Source organism: Salinisphaera orenii subsp. orenii MK-B5, assembly GCF_003788635.1.
Lineage (GTDB): Bacteria > Pseudomonadota > Gammaproteobacteria > Nevskiales > Salinisphaeraceae > Salinisphaera > Salinisphaera orenii.
Genome location: NZ_AYKH01000001.1, coordinates 124085 through 139183 on the forward strand (window position 1 = coordinate 124085; position 15099 = coordinate 139183).

At 70.2% G+C, this 15099-nt stretch carries 15 protein-coding genes; 1 reads left to right on the top strand and 14 read right to left on the bottom strand.

Annotated elements, in window-relative coordinates; genetic code table 11:
* Nucleotides 1–29: 29 nt before the first annotated feature.
* The gene (gene mfd, locus SAOR_RS00615) at nucleotides 30–3518 is read left to right on the top strand and encodes a transcription-repair coupling factor (RefSeq protein ID WP_123629763.1); all 3489 of its coding nucleotides are present in this window, start codon (nucleotides 30–32) and stop codon (nucleotides 3516–3518) included.
* A gap of 304 nt (nucleotides 3519–3822) precedes the next feature.
* Here the strand turns inward: mfd and SAOR_RS00620 are convergent, their stop codons facing one another.
* From SAOR_RS00620 to SAOR_RS00685, 14 genes are all read right to left on the bottom strand, one after another.
* The gene (locus tag SAOR_RS00620) at nucleotides 3823–4572 is read right to left on the bottom strand and encodes an S-methyl-5'-thioinosine phosphorylase (RefSeq protein ID WP_123629764.1); all 750 of its coding nucleotides are present in this window, start codon (nucleotides 4570–4572) and stop codon (nucleotides 3823–3825) included.
* Between the two features lies 1 nt (nucleotide 4573).
* Nucleotides 4574–5143, bottom strand: coding sequence for a hypoxanthine-guanine phosphoribosyltransferase (locus SAOR_RS00625; RefSeq protein WP_123629765.1), 570 nt, complete (start codon nucleotides 5141–5143; stop codon nucleotides 4574–4576).
* Nucleotides 5140–6393, bottom strand: a complete 1254-nt coding sequence (locus SAOR_RS00630) for a mechanosensitive ion channel family protein (protein WP_123629766.1) — start codon at nucleotides 6391–6393, stop codon at nucleotides 5140–5142. Before SAOR_RS00630 ends, SAOR_RS00625 begins: the two co-directional genes overlap by 4 nt.
* A 1-nt stretch (nucleotide 6394) precedes the next feature.
* Nucleotides 6395–7453, bottom strand: a complete 1059-nt coding sequence (gene nagZ, locus SAOR_RS00635; RefSeq protein ID WP_245965347.1) for a beta-N-acetylhexosaminidase — start codon at nucleotides 7451–7453, stop codon at nucleotides 6395–6397.
* Nucleotides 7446–7940, bottom strand: coding sequence for a L,D-transpeptidase (locus SAOR_RS00640; protein WP_123629767.1), 495 nt, complete (start codon nucleotides 7938–7940; stop codon nucleotides 7446–7448). Before SAOR_RS00640 ends, nagZ begins: the two co-directional genes overlap by 8 nt.
* Nucleotides 7937–8410, bottom strand: a complete 474-nt coding sequence (locus tag SAOR_RS00645) for a CYTH domain-containing protein (RefSeq protein ID WP_123629768.1) — start codon at nucleotides 8408–8410, stop codon at nucleotides 7937–7939. The genes SAOR_RS00640 and SAOR_RS00645 overlap by 4 nt, the downstream gene beginning before the upstream one ends.
* Before the next feature lie 3 nt (nucleotides 8411–8413).
* Nucleotides 8414–9745 carry a 23S rRNA (uracil(1939)-C(5))-methyltransferase RlmD gene (gene rlmD / locus SAOR_RS00650; RefSeq protein ID WP_123629769.1) on the bottom strand — a complete coding sequence of 444 codons (1332 nt, stop codon included), beginning with the start codon at nucleotides 9743–9745 and terminating at the stop codon, nucleotides 8414–8416.
* Nucleotides 9742–10365, bottom strand: a complete 624-nt coding sequence (locus SAOR_RS00655) for a hypothetical protein (RefSeq protein ID WP_123589806.1) — start codon at nucleotides 10363–10365, stop codon at nucleotides 9742–9744. The genes rlmD and SAOR_RS00655 overlap by 4 nt, the downstream gene beginning before the upstream one ends.
* Entirely contained in the window at nucleotides 10362–11270 is a 909-nt protein-coding gene (cysM, locus tag SAOR_RS00660) for a cysteine synthase CysM (RefSeq protein ID WP_123629770.1), read from the bottom strand. Before cysM ends, SAOR_RS00655 begins: the two co-directional genes overlap by 4 nt.
* Before the next feature lie 27 nt (nucleotides 11271–11297).
* Nucleotides 11298–12062, bottom strand: coding sequence for a pyridoxine 5'-phosphate synthase (locus SAOR_RS00665; protein ID WP_123629771.1), 765 nt, complete (start codon nucleotides 12060–12062; stop codon nucleotides 11298–11300).
* A complete protein-coding gene (gene recO / locus SAOR_RS00670) occupies nucleotides 12059–12814 on the bottom strand; it encodes a DNA repair protein RecO (RefSeq protein ID WP_123629772.1) in 756 nt (251 codons plus the stop codon). Before recO ends, SAOR_RS00665 begins: the two co-directional genes overlap by 4 nt.
* Nucleotides 12815–13089: 275 nt before the next feature.
* Nucleotides 13090–13983, bottom strand: a complete 894-nt coding sequence (gene era / locus SAOR_RS00675; RefSeq protein ID WP_123629773.1) for a GTPase Era — start codon at nucleotides 13981–13983, stop codon at nucleotides 13090–13092.
* The gene (gene rnc / locus SAOR_RS00680; protein WP_123589811.1) at nucleotides 13980–14678 is read right to left on the bottom strand and encodes a ribonuclease III; all 699 of its coding nucleotides are present in this window, start codon (nucleotides 14676–14678) and stop codon (nucleotides 13980–13982) included. The genes era and rnc overlap by 4 nt, the downstream gene beginning before the upstream one ends.
* On the bottom strand, nucleotides 14668–15051 hold the full coding sequence (locus SAOR_RS00685; protein ID WP_184947207.1) for a DUF4845 domain-containing protein: 384 nt from the start codon (nucleotides 15049–15051) through the stop codon (nucleotides 14668–14670). Before SAOR_RS00685 ends, rnc begins: the two co-directional genes overlap by 11 nt.
* Nucleotides 15052–15099 lie beyond the last annotated feature (48 nt).

Consider the following 15099-nt stretch of genomic DNA (forward strand, 5'->3'; position numbering starts at 1 on the left):
CGGGTCTGTGCAATAATCCGCGCCCTCAAATGGCCGCTGCAGACGACATCGACGCGCGCACCTCCCCGCTGTCACCGCCGGCGCTGACACCCGGTGCGCACGACCACTGGCAGGGGCTGGCCGGCTGTGCGTCCTCGCTGGCGCTGGTTCAGGCCGCCGAGGCCGCGGACGCGCTCACGGTGGCGGTCGTGGCCGATGAGCATCGCGCCTACCGGCTCGAGGAGGAACTGCGCTTCTTCGCCGGCGATTCGCTGGTCATCCGGCATTTTCCCGACTGGGAGACGCTGCCCTACGACGTCTTCTCGCCGCACGCCGACATCGTCTCGGAACGCCTCGCGCTGCTGCACGCCCTGCCCGGCATGGGTCGCGGCATTCTCATCGTCGCCGCGGACACGCTGCTCCAGCCCCTGCCGCCGACGACCTTCGTCGACGCGCGTGCGATGGTCTTCGAGGTCGGCCAGCAGCTCGATTTTCACGCCCTGCGGCAACGCCTGGAAGCCGCCGGCTATGCCGCGGTGTCCGAGGTGCGCACGCACGGCGAATACGCCATCCGCGGCGCGGTCATGGATCTCTATCCCATGGGCGCGGCCACGCCATATCGGCTGGATCTGTTCGACGACGAGATCGACACCATCCGGGCGTTCGATCCGGAGACGCAGCGCTCGACCGACCGCATCGACACGATCCGGCTGCTGCCGGCGCGCGAATTCCCGCTGGACGACGAGGCCATCAAGGCCTTCCGGCAGCGCTACCGGCAGGCGCTGGAGGGCGACCCGGGCAACAGCGTGATCTATCGCGATGTCTCCCGCGGCGTGCCGCCGGGGGGCATCGAGTCCTATCTGACGCTGTTCTTCGACGGCACCGCCTCCCTGTTCGACTATCTGCCGGCGCACGCCCGTGCGGTCGAGCTCGGCGACGTCGCCGCGGCCGTCGACAGCGCCTGGATGGCTCTATCGGCGCGCTACGAGCAGCGCGGCGTCAATCCCGAGCGGCCGCTGCTGCCGCCCGAGGCCGCGTTCGTGAACCCCGCGACCGTGCGCTCGGCGCTGGACGGGCTCACCGCCGCCCGCATCGAGGTCGGCCGCGACGGCATCGACTTCGGCGCCACCGACGTGCCCGCGCTCACCGGCGCCGACATCGCCGCCACCGGCCATGCGCTGCGCGATTTCTTCGAGGGCTTCGACGGCCGGATCCTGATCACCGGCGACTCCGCCGGCCGCCGCGAGGCGCTGCGCGACTGGCTCACCACGCTGGGGCTGGCCCCGGCGCGCTGCGAGGACTGGGCGGATTTCCGCACCCAGAACAAGCGCATCGCCGTGACCAGCGCACCGCTGGAGGCCGGCTGCGTGATCGCCGCCGACGGGCTGGCGATCATCGCCGAGACCCAGCTCACCGGCAGCCGGCCGCCGGCCAAGAAACGCCGCCGCGTGGTGCGCGATCCCGAGACGGCCATCCGCGAGCTCACGGACCTCGCCCCCGGCGCCCCGGTGGTGCACCAGGACAACGGCGTCGGCCGCTACCGCGGGCTGATCAAGCTCTCCGCAGGCGGCGTGGAGAACGAGTTCGTCACCATCGAGTACGCCGGCGGCGACCTGCTCTACGTGCCGGTGGCCTCGCTGCATCTCGTGCACCGCTTCACCGGCGCCGACGGCGACAGCGCGCCGCTGCATCGGCTCGGCAACGAGCGCTGGTCGAAGGCGCGCAAGAAGGCCGCGGAGCGCGCCCGCGACACCGCGGCCGAACTGCTGGAGGTCCAGGCCCGTCGGGCCGCGCGTCAGGGCACCTCGATGGTGGCCGATGCCGACGACTACGCCCGGTTCGCCGCCGATTTCCCCTTCACCGAGACGCCCGACCAGCAGCGGGCCATCGACGAGGTGCTGGCCGATCTCGCCGCCGGCACGCCGATGGATCGCGTGGTCTGCGGCGATGTCGGCTTCGGCAAGACCGAAGTCGCGCTGCGCTCGGCCTTCACCGCGGCCTCCGCCGGCTATCAGGTCTGCGTGCTGGTGCCGACCACCCTGCTCGCCCAGCAGCATTACCAGAGCTTCGCCGATCGTTTCGCCGACTGGCCCGTCCGGGTGGCCGCACTCAGCCGCATGCGCACCGGCAAGCAGCGCGAGAGCCTGCTCGCCGAGATGGCCGACGGCCGTCTGGACATCGTCATCGGCACCCATCGGCTGCTGCAGAAAGACATCCGCTTCAAGCGGCTCGGCCTGCTGATCGTCGACGAGGAGCACCGCTTCGGCGTGCGCCACAAGGAGCGCATCAAGGCACTGCGCGCCCAGGTCGATCTGCTCACGCTCACCGCGACCCCGATCCCGCGGACGCTCAACATGAGCCTGTCGGGCCTGCGCGACCTGTCGATCATCGCCACCCCGCCGGAATCGCGGCTAGCGATCCAGACCTTCGTGTCCCGCCACGACGGCGCCCTGATCCAGGAGGCCGCCCGCCGCGAGATGCGCCGCGGCGGGCAGATCTACTATCTCCACAACAAGGTCAAGGACATCGAGGGCGTCGCCCGCGATCTGGCGGCGCTGCTGCCGGAGGCCCGCATCCGCGTCGCCCACGGCCAGATGCACGAGCGCGAGCTGGAGTCGGTGATGCTCGACTTCTATCACCGGCGCTTCGATATTCTGCTGTGCACGACGATCGTGGAATCGGGGATCGACGTGCCCAGCGCGAACACCATCATCATCGACCGCGCCGACACCTTCGGTCTCGCCCAGCTGCATCAGCTGCGCGGGCGCGTGGGCCGTTCGCACCATCGCGCCTATGCCTACCTGCTGACGCCGCCGCGCGAATCAATGACGCCGGACGCCGAGAAGCGCCTCGACGCACTCGCCTCGCTGGACGATCTGGGCGCGGGATTCGCCTTGGCCACCCACGACCTCGAGATCCGCGGCGCCGGTGAACTGCTCGGCGAAGGCCAGTCCGGCCAGATCCAGGAGATCGGTTTCGATCTCTACCGGCAGATGCTCGATCGTGCGGTGGCCGCCTATCGCCGGGGCGATGTGCCCGATATCGACGCCGACGGCCTGATGGGCGCCACCGAGGTCGAGCTCGGCGCCACCGCCCTGCTGCCCGAGGACTACATCCCCGATGTGCACATGCGGCTGGTGCTCTACAAGCGCATCAGCGCGGCCCAGGACGCCGCCGGCCTGCGGGCGCTCAAGGTCGAGCTGATCGACCGCTTCGGGCTGCTGCCGGAGGCCACGGAGACACTGTTCGCCGCGACCGGCGTCAAGCTGCTCGCCGCGGGGCTGGGCATCGCCAAGATCGAGGCCGGCCCCGACGTCGGCCGCCTGCACTTCGGCCGCGACAGCCGCATCGACCCGGCCCGGCTGATCGCCATGGTGCAGTCGGACGCCCGAGCCTATCGGCTCGAGGGCGACGCCCGGCTGGTGTTCTTCAAGGACATGCCGGACGTCGACACGCGCGTGGCGCGCCTGACCGAGCTGCTCGGCAAGCTGGGGGCGCAGACCGAGGACGCCGCAGGGGCCGCCGTCGCCGAAGGCTGAGCGGGCCGAGCGGGCCGAGCGGGCGCAACACACCACCGCCAAATCCTTGACGCAGGACGCGCCACCGGGCGTCAGCAGGTCAACCGCGAGTCGCGATGCCGCGCGGCACGAGCCCGCGACGACGCAGGCTCGCTATCTCGTCGGGATCGGATCAGATCAGGGCGGCTGCCGGCGCGGGCCCAACTCACCGCCGGCGAGCGGGGCTCGCATGTGGCATCGGGTCAGCGAATCGCGCCCAGGGCCAAAGGGCTACACAGCCGGAGTGGAGACCAAACGTGGCCCGCACGGGACGCCTGAATGCCTTCTAGAGCGAGGGCAACAGCTGTTCGAGAATGCGTTCCACGTTCGCCATGCCCCGGGTCAGCGTCGCCTCGATCTCGGCGTGGATCGCGCTGCCGCCGCTGCGGCCGGCGGCCTTGTTCACCACCACCGCGCAGCAGGCGTAGTCGAGGCCGGCTTCGCGGGCGAGTGCGGCTTCGGGCATGCCGGTCATGCCGACGATGTCGCAGCCGTCCCGCTCCATGCGGTCGATCTCGGCCGCCGTTTCCAGGCGCGGACCCTGGGTCACACCGTGCACGCCGCCATCCGCCGGCGCGAGATCGAGACGCCGCGCGGTCTCCAGAATGGCCGTACGCAGCGCCGAATCGTAGGGCTCGGTGAAATCTATGTGATCGAGACTGCCGCCGGCCGGATCGTCGTGGAAGCTGTGGGCGCGGCCCCAGCTGTAATCGATGATCTGATCCGGCACCACGATACGGCCCGCCCGCATCGCCGGTGTGATGCCGCCCACCGCCGCGACCGCGATGACCTGCCGGCAGCCCGCATCGGCCAGCGCGCGGATGTTGGCGCGGTAGTTGATGCGATGCGGCGCGAGCCGGTGTCCGGGGCCGTGGCGCATGACGAAGCAGGTGTCACGGCCCGCGAAGCGCCCACACACCAGCGGCCCCGACGACGGACCGTAGGGTGTGGAGGCCGGCGCCGGGTTGCCGGCGGCCTCGAGCGCGGTGAGCTCGGCGAGCGCGGTGCCGCCGATGACGCCGATCGGCGCCGTCATGTCAGCCGCCGCGGCCGACCGCGTAGACGGCCGGCAGCTGCCGGAAATAGCCCTTGTAGTCCATCCCGGCGCCGAAGACATAGCGATCCTCGACCGGGCTGCCGAGAATGTCGGCGTTCATGCCCGGCTCGCGACGATCATGGTCCTTCTGCAGCAGCATCGCGGTCCGCACCGAGGCCGCGCCCTGGGCCTCAATGGCGCGCAGGATCGCGGCCAGCGTATGGCCCTCGTCGAGGATGTCGTCGATGATCAGCACGTGCCGGTCCGCCAGCCGGATGCCGGGGCTGACCTTCCACACCAGTTCGCCGCCATCGGTGTCGCCGCGATAGCGCGTGGCGTGCAGGTAGTCGAACTCGAAGGGAAACGCCAGCCGCTTGGTGATCTCGGCCGTCGGCTGCAGCCCGCCGAGCATGACGCACATGATCACCGGATCGCGATCGGCGAGCTGATCGCTGATCTCGATCGCCATGCGGTCATAGCACTGCTTGAGCGCCGTCTCGTCGAGCACACAGTCGGCGCCGGCGTAGACCGCGCAGGCCTCCTCGTAGCGCTCGGGATCGAATCCGCTCATGCCTCTCCTTCCTCGGTCGGGCTGTCCGGGCCCCGTTCATCGGTATGGTGACGTTCGCGGGCCTCGGCCCGCCGCCGCTCGGATTGTACCTTGTCGGGGTCGATCTCTTCCTGCGTGGCCGCCGCTTCGGCGGTCGCCCGCTCGGCGCCGAGCACGCGCAGGACATCCGGCACGTGCAGGGTGGAGGTCGGATAGGCGATCGTCGCATCGTGCTCGCGGACGATGTCCTGGATGCGCTGGAGCACGCTCTGCTTCACCGCGAGATACTCGGTCCAGTCCGTGGTCCGCGTGTAGCAGTAGACCAGCAGATTGAGCGCACTCTCGCCCAGGCTGTCTAGATAAGTGAGGATGATCTGGTCGCTGTCGATGCCCTCGTCGGCGTCGAGCATGTGCCGCACCGCGGTCACGATGTCGGGCACGGCCGCGGCGTCGTCGTAGCGCAGCGCCACCGTCTCCATGATCCGGCGGTGGGTCATGCGCGAGGGGTTTTCCAGGGCCACGTTGGAGAACACGGCGTTGGGCACGTACAGCGGCCGCATGTCGAAGCGCCGCACGGTCGTCGCGCGCCAGCCGATGGCCTCGACCACGCCCTCGATGTCGCGATCAGGCGAGCGGATCCAGTCGCCCACGGAGAACGGCCGGTTCAGGTAGATGGTCAGGCCGCCGAAGATGTTGGCGAGCACGTCGCGCGCCGCGAAACCGACGGCGATGCCGCCGACGCCGGAGAACGCCAGCAGCGCGGAAGGCGCGACGCCGAAGGCCTGCAGCAGCAACAGCGCCGCCACGATCAACACGACGATGCGCAGCAGTTTCGCCAGCGCGTCGGCCGTGGTGGCATCGATGCGGTTTCGTCGTGTCGCCGCCCGCGACAGCGCGTTGGCGCCCACCGAGCGGATGATGCGAAACGCCAGCCAGGTGCCGATCAGAATCAGCGCGATCTGTCGCACCCGGGGCAGATAGGCGAGCCAGCCCTCCGGATCCTCGGGCGCTGCGATTCGGACCGCCACCGAGATGCCGATGACCCAGATCGCGGCCTGCAGCGGGCCGTTGACGCTGCGATAGATCGCATCGTCCCAGATGTTGGCCGTGTGGCGCACGCGCCGGTGCAGCAGTGCGAGCGCACCCCGGGTGATCAGATCCAGCGCGACGGTTGCCGCGAGCACGGCGGCCAGGTCGAGCCAGACGCCCCAGGTGCCGCGCAGATCGCCGTAGGCGGCGACCAGATCTGCGATGAGCGTCTCGCCCGGCATGTCAGGCGCGTGTGTACTCGTCGTCGCGCAGGCGCTCGAGTTCGGCGTGCGCCCGCCGCCAGCGCGGGTCGGCCCGCAGCGCCTTGAGATCGGGTGCGGGCGTCTCGCGCCCGCAGTCGGCGATCAGGCGCTCGCGGCGCGCGACGCCGGGCCCGTCGAGCGCCACCGCCTCGAGCAGGCCGTCGACGGCCGCGCGATCGTTGCAGACCGGCAGAAAATCGCAGCCCGCGGCCTGTGCCCGGCGGGCGCGCTCGCGGTGATCGCCGACGACCGCCGCGCCGCCCATGCTGAGATCGTCGCAGAACACGCAGCCCGAGAATCCGAGTTCACCGCGCAGCACCGTGTCGATCCAGTAGTGCGACAAGCTGGCCGGCTCGGCGTCGAGGGCCGGGTAGCGCACATGGGCCATCATCACCGAAGCCAGTCCCGACTCGATGAGTCCGGCGTAGGGCGCCATGTCGGCGCGAACGTCGCGGGCCTCACGTCGGTCCACCGGCAATTCCGCATGCGAGTCCGCGGCGACGAAGCCATGACCCGGGAAATGCTTGGCCGTGGCCGCGCTGCCGGCCTCGACGAGGCCGCCGGCGAAGGCGTCGGCGAGCGCGGCCACCGTCGCGGCGTCGGCGGCGAAGGCGCGATCGCCGATCACGGTGGAGGCGCCGTGATCGAGGTCGAGCACCGGAGCGAAGGGCACGTCGACGCCCACGGCCGCGAGCTCCGCGGCCATCAGCCAGGCGAGCTCGCCGGCGGCACGCCGCGCCGCATCGCGATCGGTGACCGCAAGCCGGCCGAGCGCACGCATCGGCGGCACGCGGGTGAAGCCGTCGCGAAAGCGCTGCACGCGGCCGCCCTCCTGATCCGCGGTGATCAGCAGGTTCGGCCGCGCCGCGCGCATGGCTGCGGTGAGCGCGGCCAGCTGGGCCGGGTCGGCGTAGTTGCGCGTGAACAGGATCGCCGCCCCGACCGCGGGGTGCGCCAGCAGCTCGACGTCGGCCGCGCTCAGTTCGGTGCCGGCGACATCGACCACCAGCGGCCCGGGGCGCGCCGGAGCGCTACTCATGGATATTGACCTTCGTGCCCACGACCACGCGGTCGAATAGATCGATCACGTCGTCGCTGGTCATGCGGATGCAGCCGATCGAGCCGGGCTTGCCCATGACCGCAGTATCGGCCGCGCCGTGGATATAAATGTAGCGGCGCATGGTGTCCATGGCGCCGAGCCGGTTGACGCCGACCTCCTCGCCGCACAGCCATAAGATCCGCGTGAGGATCCAGTCGCGCCGCGGCGCGGCCTCGGCCAGTTCCGGCGAATAGATCTCGCCGGTCGGGCGTCGCCCCTTGAACACCGTGCCGCGCGGCGCGTCGGCACCGATCTTGGCGCGGATGCGATGACGACCGCGGGGCGTCTGGTTGCTGCCCTCGAACTCGCCGCCGCCCTTGGTCGCGGTGGAGACCAGATAGCGCCGGAGCTCGTGATCCCCCGCATCCAGCACGACCAGCGTCTGCTGACCCAGATCGATATCGACATGCACACCCGCAGCATTCATCCGCGCCACCGCCCGTAGGGTTCAAAGGAAAGCGCGTGATTGTAGTACCGCCGATCGTCGGAGACCTCGTCCCCGAGCCAGTCGGGGCGCGCGAAGGTCTCGTCGGCCGCGCTCAGCTCGATCTCGGCGACCACCAGCGGCGCGTTTTCGCCTTCGAAGACATCGATCTCCCAGGTATGGCCGTCGTGATCCACCCAGTGGCGCGTCTTGATCACGGGCGGGGCGACACACAGCGAGGCCAGCATCTCGCGCGCTTCGGTCAGCGGGATCGGGTACTCGTACTCGGCGCGAGCGGTGCCGATCACCGCCGCCTTGACGTTGAGATTGGCCCGCGTGTCCTCGACGCGGACCCGTACCGAGGCCGGCCCCTCGCCGCAGAGATAGCCCTGCTCGAAACGGGCGCTGGCGCGCACGTGGTCGCGCCAGCCGTCCCCCGCCACCAGAAACTTGCGTTCGATTTCCGTCGCCATCCGTCAGCCGTTCCTCTCGAAGACCGCCATCGATTCGATGTGCGCGGTATGCGGAAACATGTCCATGACGCCGGCGTGCGTCAATCGGTAGCCGTACCGATGCACGAGCTCGCCCGCATCCCGGGCCAGGGTGGCCGGATGACAGGAACAGTAGACGATGCGCTTCGCCTCGCTCGCCGCCACCTGCGGGAGCACTTCGGCCGCACCGGAGCGCGGCGGGTCGATCAGCACCTTGTCGATGGGCGGCTGCGCCCAGGACGGCGATGCCTCGGGCTCGAACAGATTGGCGACATGGGCCTCAATGTTGTCCACGCCGTTGGCCCCTGCGTTGACCCGCGCGCGCTCGACCAGGCCGGCCTCGCCTTCGACGGTGACCACACGCGCGGCCCGCCGCGCCAGCGGGACCGAGAAGTTGCCGAGACCGGCGAACAGCTCGAGCACGGTCTCGTCGGCCTGCACATCGAGCCGCGCCAGTGCCTGATCAACCATGCGGGCGTTGATCCCGGCGTGGATCTGGACGAAGTCGTTGGGCTGGAAATACAGCCGCGCATCATGCGCCGGCAGCGTGTAATAGAGCGCCGGCGCGTCAGCCGACAGCGGCGCGATCGTGTCCTCGTTGCCGGGCTGCAGATAGATCGAGAAGCCGTGCTCGGCGCCGAACGTCGCCAACCGCTCGCGATCGGCCGCCGTGGGCTCATCGAGCACCCGAAAGACCAGCGCGATGGCATTGTCACCGGCCGCGACCTCGATCTGCGGGATGCGCTCGCGGATCGACAGCCCGTCGATCAGGTGCGCGAGGGCCACCAGCCGCGTGCCGACCGGCTCGACCAGCACCTCGCAGCGCTGAAGGAGCGCGATGAACGGCGCGCCGCGCTCGCGGAATCCGACCAGCGTGCCGCCTTTTTTCGGCACGTATTTCACGCCCAGCCGGGCCCGGCGCCGATAATGCCAGCGCTCGGCGACCAGCGGCGCCAGGGTCGCATCGGGCTCGACCTTGCCGATGCGCGCCAGCGCCTGCATCAGCTGGTCCTGCTTGAACGCCAGCTGGGCATCCTCGCCGGCGTGCTGCAGGGCACAGCCCCCGCAGACGCCGAAATGGGCGCAGCGCGGGGTGACCCGATCCGCGGAGGCCGACAGCAGCGTCTCCAGCGCGGCCTCCTCGTAGTCGCGTTTCTGCCGGGTCGGGCGATAGAGTGCGCGCTCGCCCGGCAGCGTGTCAGCCACGAAAACCGCCTTGCCGTCGACATGGCCCACGCCGCGGGCATTGCTGGCCAGATCGACGATGTCGGCGATGTTGCGCTCGACCGGACGGCCGCGCCGGCGCCGTCGACTCATGCCGCGCCCTCCGCCGGCCACGCCGCCTCTCGCTGATGGCGCTCCTCCGGGCTCATGCGGCCGCGGGCGACCTGCAGACGCAGCCAGAGCCGGTAGCGCCCTTCCGCGCGCGCGGCCGGCCCACGATCGGCCATTGCGCCGACACCGAGCAACTCGTGGTATTCGAGCTCTGCGTCCGGCTCGGCCTCGGCCGTCGGGAAGCCCAGCGCATCGGCGAGGCCGAGAAATCCGTCCGGACACCAGCCCTCCGGCAGCGGCAGATCGTGCATCAGGGCCCGCGCGGCCAGCAGCTGCAGGTCCGCAGCGCACCAGGCCACGGCCTCCGCGCCCGGGTCCGGCCAGGCCGCGAACAGACGGCGCAACCGCGTGGCCTCGTCCACGCCGGCATCGGCGTCGACGTCCAGCCGGCGGATCGCCCGCCCCGAATCGATCACCGCAGCGAGCCCACGCACCGCGCGCAGATGCGGCGGCCACGCGATACGTCCGGTGCGCTGCAGACGCACCTGCTCGAAGGCGCTGGTCAGGTCGGCGTCGTCGAGCCGCTCGTAGTCGCCCAGCCGGCGCGCCGCGCCGACATCGAGACCCGTGTCCAGCGCCAGCGCCACCACGCCGACGGTCACGGCTTGTCGTACACGCCGGTGGACAGGTAGCGATCGCCGCGGTCGCAGATGATCATGGCGATGGTCGCGTTCTCGACCTCGCGGGCCAGGGACAGCGCCGCGAACGCACTGCCGCCGGAGGACGGGCCGGCGAATATGCCCTCCTCGCGCGCCATTCGCTTCATCGTGGCTTCGGCATCGGCCTGTTCGACGTTGATGACCCGATCGACCCGCTCGGGCTCGAAGATCTTCGGCAGGTACTCCTCGGGCCAGCGCCGGATGCCGGGAATCTTGGATTCCCCGGCCGGCTGCACGCCGATGATCTGGATGTCGGGATTCTGCTCCTTGAGATAGCGAGAGCAGCCCATGATCGTGCCGGTCGTGCCCATGGTGGCCACGAAATGGGTGATCTCGCCGCCGGTGGCCTGCCAGAGCTCGGGGCCGGTGGTCTCGTAGTGCGCGCGCGGATTGTCGGGATTGGCGAACTGGTCCAGCACCACCCCCTCACCGTCGGCGTGCATGCGCGCAGCGAGATCACGGGCGCCCTCCATGCCCTCGGACTCGGAGACCGAGACGATCTCCGCGCCGTAGGCACGCATGGACGCGCGTCGCTCCTCGCTCATGTTCTCGGGCATGATCAACTTCATCCGGAAGCCCTGCATGGCCGCCACCATCGCCAACGCGATGCCGGTATTGCCGCTGGTCGCCTCGATGAGCGTATCGCCCGGGCGGATGTCGCCGCGTTCGGCGGCACGCCGGATCATGCTGTAGGCCGGTCGGTCCTTGACCGAGCCCGCGGGGTTGTCGCCTTCGAGCTTGGCCAGCAGCGTGTTCGAGGCATTACTGCCATAGCCTTCGGGCAGGCGCTGCAAACGCGTGAGCGCGGAATTGCCGACGAAGTGATCGAGCGTGGGATAGTCTTTCATGGCGCGATTCTAGCAGCGCACCCGCGCTCAGCGCAGTGCCCGACGGCCGGTATCCATGGCCGCCCGCATCTCGCGCACGGCCTCGGACAGGCCCACGAACACCGCGCGCGCGACGATGGCGTGACCGATGTTGAGTTCAACGATTTCGCCGATCGCCGCGATCGCCTCCACGTTGTCGACGTGCAACCCGTGCCCGGCGTGGACCTCCATGCCGAGCCCGGCGGCGTGTTGCGCCGCGGTGGCGATACGGCGGCGCTGATCGTCGCGCTCGGCCGTGCCGCGGGCATCGGCGTAGGCGCCGGTGTGCAGTTCGATGTGGCGGGCCCCGGCCGCGGCAGCCGCCTCGATCTGACGTGAATCGGGGTCGATGAACAGCGCCGCTCGGATGCCGGCGGTATGCAGTCGCCCGAGCGCCTCGGCCACGGCACCGACCTGACCGGCGATGTCCAGCCCGCCCTCGGTGGTCAGTTCGGCCCGCCGCTCGGGCACGAGACAGCAGTCGCGCGGATGGCCGTGCACGGCGATCTCGAGCATCTCGGCGGTCATCGCCATCTCCAGGTTGACCGCGATGTCGGTACCCTGCAGCAGCGCCTCGACGTCGGCGTCCTGAATGTGGCGACGGTCCTCCCGCAGATGGACGGTGATGCTGTCCGCACCGGCGGCCACGGCCTGACGCGCGGCCTGCACCACATCGGGATAGACCGTGCCGCGCGCCTGCCGCAGGGTGGCGACATGGTCGACGTTGACGCCCAGCCGCAGGGGCTTGGTTGACGTTCGGGTGCTTGCGTTCAAGTCGGGTCTCCCCTGGCGGTTCGTTGGGTGTCGGTGCCGGCGGCGAACTGCTGCATCGCCTGGAGCGTGGCCACGGACTTCAGCGGTCGGCCGCCCAGATGCGGCGCGATCGCGGCCTGCATGAGGTCGCGCGCCGCGCGCACGTCGGCGCGGCTGTCGAAGCGCCCGGCGGCCAGCCCGCGCAGGGCGTCACCGGCGATCTGGACCTCGCCGGGCCCAGACGCGCCGCGGGCCTGCCGCAGGCCGGTATCGGGATGATAGAGATAGCGCCCGCCCGCGACCACCGCCGTGTCGTCGTCGCTGGTGGCCTCCAGCGAGATGCCGTAGCCGAGCACGTCGAGCAGATCGCGCTCGAAGAATCGCAGCGCGACGATCGCCGGCGCTCCCGCGTCGAGTCCGTCGAGCAGCGCGATCAGGCTGTCGTAGAGCGGCGGATGCGGATCGTCACGCGCCAGCAGGCGCATGATCAGCTCGCTGGCGTAGAAGCCGCCCATCAGCGCGTGACCGCTCAGGCGGTAGCGCCGCGGCGCGTCCACGTCGGTCAGCGTATGCAGTTCGCCCCGGCCGGTCCAGGACAGGGCGAGACCGGTCAGCGGCTCCAGCACCCCCTGCCAGCGCGACTTCGGGCGCCGCGCCCCCTTGGCCAGCAGCCCGATCCGGCCGTGCTCGCGGGCGAAGGCCTCGACCAGCACGCTGGTATCGCGCCAGGCGCGGCGGTGCAGGATCAGTGCCGGGGCGAGTTCGACGCGCATAGCGCTGACATCGGCGACGGGGGCATCACATCTGCGAGCACGCGATCGGCCGACGGCGCACCGTCCCACGGCCCGGCGGCGGCCGGCACGGGCTCGGGGCCAGGTCCGACCGGATCCGGCAATCCGCGCTGCGGGCGCGATTCGAGCGAGGCGTTGACGAGTGGAATCGGATGTTGCGGACGTTCGAAACGCATGGTGACGCGCGTGGGACAGGCCGTGAGAAACGGGGCCCAGGCGCGGCAGCCCGGTCGGCCGGTTTCGGCAAGCACGAGTGGCTAGTGGCCGAGATCGCGCACGCTGGCCTCGGAATCGATCCAGTTCTCGCGCACCTTGACCCAGAGCCGCAGATCGACCCGCGTATCCAGCCGCGAAACCAGATCCAGCCGCGCCGCCCGGCCGATCTTCTTGAGCATCTGGCCACCGCGACCGATCACCATCGCCTTGTGGTTCTCACGCGAGACCCAGATACAGGCGTGGATCTCGATCGGCACGTCGCTGCTGTCGAAGCGCTCGATCTCGACCGCCGCCGAATACGGCAGCTCCTGCTGCAAAAACAGCGTGAGTTTCTCGCGCACGGTCTCGGCGGCGATGAAGCGCAGATTGCGGTCGGTGTACTCGTCGTCGGGAAACAGAAACGGGCCCGCCGGCATGCGGGTTCCGCACTCGGCGATGATAGCGTCCAGATTGCGACCCTTCTGCGCGGATATCGGCGCCACGAAGGCGAATTCGCGCTTCTCGCTGACCGACTGTATGAAAGGCAGCAGCTCGGTCTTGTCCGCGACCCGGTCGACCTTGTTGATGACCAGCCCCACCGGCGCCTCGACCCGCGCCAACCGCGCGAGCGCCGCGGCATCCTCGTCGCGCCAGCGGCCCGCCTCGACCATGAAGAGCACGAGATCGATGCCCGCGAGGCTGGCCACCGCAGTCTCGTTGAGCACGCGATTGAGCGCGCTCTTGGCGGTCGTGTGCAGGCCCGGCGTGTCGACCAGCGCGATCTGCAGATCCTCGCGCGTATAAACGCCGATGATGCGATGACGGGTGGTTTGCGGCTTGGGGGTGACGATGCTCACCTTCTCGCCCACCAGCGCGTTGACCAGTGTGGACTTGCCCACGTTGGGTCGGCCCACGAGGGCCACCATGCCGCTGCGTGTATCTCGGGTCTCGCTCATTGATCGTCCGCGTGAAGTCGTTCGAGCATGCGCCGGGCCGCGTCCTGTTCGGCCTTGCGGCGGCCGCCGCCCTCGCCGTCCACCGTGTCTCCGGTGTCGGCGAGATGACAGCGTGCCACGAAGTGCTGACAGTGGTCGGCGCCGGTGACGCTCACCAGGGTGTATTCCGGCCGCTCGCGGGCGCGCGCCTGCAGCCACTCCTGCAGCCGGGTCTTGGCGTCCTTGAGGCTGTCGGCGCTGGGCAGCGCGGCCAGGCGGCTGGCGTACAGCGCGTGCACGACCGTCTGGGCGGCGGCGAAACCGCCGTCGCAGTAGATCGCGCCCAGCACGGCCTCGACGCCGTCGGCCAGGATCGAGGCCCGCCGACGGCTGCCGTCGCGGTTCTCGCCCGGGCCCAGTACCAGCGCCTCGCCCAGATCGATCTCCTCGGCGATCGCGGCGAGCGTGCGTTCGCGCACCAGCGCAGCGCGCAGCCGCGACAGATCACCCTCCGGCGCCTCGGGGCAGCGCTCGAACAGCGCCGCGGCGATGACGAAGTTGAGCACGCCGTCGCCGAGGAATTCCAGCCTCTCGTTGTGATCGGAGGCCGCGCTCCGATGGGTGAGCGCGCGCGCGAGCAGCGCCGGACGCTCGAACGCGTAGTCCAGCCGGCGTTCCAGCCGGCCACCGGCGTCGCGCGGCGCGCTAGCGCTCATCGCCACCGGCCAGCATGGCGCTTTCCTCGAACGAATAGACCAGCGACAGATTGAGCAGCATCGGCCGGCGCACTTCGTAGCTCAGCGAGATCCGGCGGCCGTCGCCGGCCCGCTCCACGGCTACATCGCGGCCGCTGAGGTTGTCGACATAGCCGGCGTCGAAGCGGCGCTGGACGGCCTGCTGGATCTCGCCGGCGCTGGCCCGACGCAGATCGGGGTCGTCGGCGACCGCCTGCAGCGTGGTGCGCACGTCGTAGGCGTTGAGATAAACGGGCACGCTCTTGATCGCCACCAGCGCGATCAGGCCGAGCGTGATCAGCACATAGAGCAATCCCCAGATGGTGATGCCGCGCTGAGCGCGGCGGTTCCGCATGCGTGTCGCTCGCTGCACTTCGCCTCGCATCCCCGCTCGTCCCCGTCG

What these genes read in the sequence shown, in the direction of transcription:
- mfd (WP_123629763.1), top strand. Translation starts at nt 30, where the DNA reads ATGGCCGCTGCAGACGACATCGACGCGCGCACCTCCCCGCTGTCACCG.
- SAOR_RS00620 (WP_123629764.1), bottom strand. Translation starts at nt 4,572, where the DNA reads ATGACGGCGCCGATCGGCGTCATCGGCGGCACCGCGCTCGCCGAGCTC.
- SAOR_RS00625 (WP_123629765.1), bottom strand. Translation starts at nt 5,143, where the DNA reads ATGAGCGGATTCGATCCCGAGCGCTACGAGGAGGCCTGCGCGGTCTAC.
- SAOR_RS00630 (WP_123629766.1), bottom strand. Translation starts at nt 6,393, where the DNA reads ATGCCGGGCGAGACGCTCATCGCAGATCTGGTCGCCGCCTACGGCGAT.
- nagZ (WP_245965347.1), bottom strand. Translation starts at nt 7,453, where the DNA reads ATGAGTAGCGCTCCGGCGCGCCCCGGGCCGCTGGTGGTCGATGTCGCC.
- SAOR_RS00640 (WP_123629767.1), bottom strand. Translation starts at nt 7,940, where the DNA reads ATGAATGCTGCGGGTGTGCATGTCGATATCGATCTGGGTCAGCAGACG.
- SAOR_RS00645 (WP_123629768.1), bottom strand. Translation starts at nt 8,410, where the DNA reads ATGGCGACGGAAATCGAACGCAAGTTTCTGGTGGCGGGGGACGGCTGG.
- rlmD (WP_123629769.1), bottom strand. Translation starts at nt 9,745, where the DNA reads ATGAGTCGACGGCGCCGGCGCGGCCGTCCGGTCGAGCGCAACATCGCC.
- cysM (WP_123629770.1), bottom strand. Translation starts at nt 11,270, where the DNA reads ATGAAAGACTATCCCACGCTCGATCACTTCGTCGGCAATTCCGCGCTC.
- recO (WP_123629772.1), bottom strand. Translation starts at nt 12,814, where the DNA reads ATGCGCGTCGAACTCGCCCCGGCACTGATCCTGCACCGCCGCGCCTGG.
- era (WP_123629773.1), bottom strand. Translation starts at nt 13,983, where the DNA reads ATGAGCGAGACCCGAGATACACGCAGCGGCATGGTGGCCCTCGTGGGC.
- rnc (WP_123589811.1), bottom strand. Translation starts at nt 14,678, where the DNA reads ATGAGCGCTAGCGCGCCGCGCGACGCCGGTGGCCGGCTGGAACGCCGG.
- SAOR_RS00685 (WP_184947207.1), bottom strand. Translation starts at nt 15,051, where the DNA reads ATGCGGAACCGCCGCGCTCAGCGCGGCATCACCATCTGGGGATTGCTC.